The following is a 1,529-nucleotide window of genomic DNA, read 5'->3' as shown; positions in this document are numbered from 1 at the left end:
TACGTTTGTACGCTTCGTATCCATGAAAAATTTAATGCCTTGTATTTTAAGCATTTACAAAATTTTTAGGCGAAGCACTGTTCAATTTTGAAAGTCTAATGACTTTCAATCGTACCTTGAAAACTACACAGAAATTACTCCAATATAAAACTTCTTTAAATAGAAGTCTTAAAGACGTAAGTTTTTAAGAAATACAACTCACCGGTTGTATAAAAATTAGAGTTTCTTTAATCAAATTAGAAAAAATAGGTCAAGTTACTAAGAGCATAGGGTGAATGCCTTGGCACCAAGAGCCGAAGAAGGACGGGATAAGCACCGAAATGTCTCGGGGAGTCGCAAGTAGACTTTGATCCGGGAATATCCGAATGGGGAAACCCACATGCATAAACTGCATGTATCAGTTACTGAATTCATAGGTAACTGAAGGCATACCAGGGGAACTGAAACATCTAAGTACCCTGAGGAAAAGAAAGAAAAATCGATTCCCTAAGTAGCGGCGAGCGAAAGGGGAATAGCCCAAACCTGTATTTCATTGAAATATGGGGGTTGTGGACTGACATATAGGTAGGGATATTGTAGTCGAAGAGGTCTGGAAAGATCCACCATAGAAGGTGATAGTCCTGTAGATGAAACAAGAATACCGCCTGTCAGTATCCAGAGTACCACGGGACACGTGAAACCCTGTGGGAAGCTGGGGGGACCACCCCCCAAGGCTAAATACTACTTGGTGACCGATAGAGAATAGTACCGTGAGGGAAAGGTGAAAAGAACCCCGGGAGGGGAGTGAAATAGAACCTGAAACCCTATGTTTACAAGCAGTGGAAGTACTATTTATGTACGACCGCGTACTTTTTGTAGAACGGGCCAGCGAGTTACGATATGCAGCGAGGTTAAGAGCTTCAGGCTTGGAGCCGTAGGGAAACCGAGTCTTAATAGGGCGAAATAGTTGTATGTCGTAGACCCGAAACCGGGTGACCTATCCATGAGCAGGATGAAGCGGAAGTAAAATTTCGTGGAGGTCCGAACCCATATCTGTTGAAAAAGGTTGGGATGACTTGTGGATAGCGGTGAAATTCCAATCGAACCCGGAGATAGCTGGTTCTCCTCGAAATAGCTTTAGGGCTAGCCTCGAGTTAGTGATGTGGAGGTAGAGCACTGAATAGTCTAGGGGCGTTTAACGTTACCAAAACTTATCAAACTCCGAATGCCATAATCATGATGCTCGGGAGTCAGACTGCGTGAGATAAGTTTCGTAGTCGAAAGGGAAACAGCCCAGACCATCAGCTAAGGTCCCAAAATATTGGTTAAGTGGTAAAGGATGTAGGACTACACAGACAACCAGGATGTTGGCTTAGAAGCAGCCATTCATTCAAAGAGTGCGTAATAGCTCACTGGTCGAGTGGTTCTGCGCCGAAAATTTCCGGGGCTCAAACCAATTACCGAAGCTATGGATTGTTGATTATATTTATATGGTTAGCAGTGGTAGAGGAGCATTCTGCACGGGTTGAAGTCGTACCGTAAGGAGCGGT

The 1,529-nt window shown here is 43.9% G+C and carries 1 rRNA gene; it reads left to right on the top strand.

The features are described from left to right. Positions 1–248 precede the first annotated feature (248 nt). Positions 249–1,529 (top strand): 23S ribosomal RNA (locus AYC61_RS20385); the annotation flags it as partial.

Origin of the sequence: Abyssisolibacter fermentans (assembly GCF_001559865.1) — a bacterium.
Taxonomy (GTDB): domain Bacteria; phylum Bacillota; class Clostridia; order Tissierellales; family MCWD3; genus Abyssisolibacter; species Abyssisolibacter fermentans.
The sequence above is the reverse complement of the archived record's forward strand: the minus strand, read 5'-3'. Positions and strand labels throughout refer to the sequence as shown.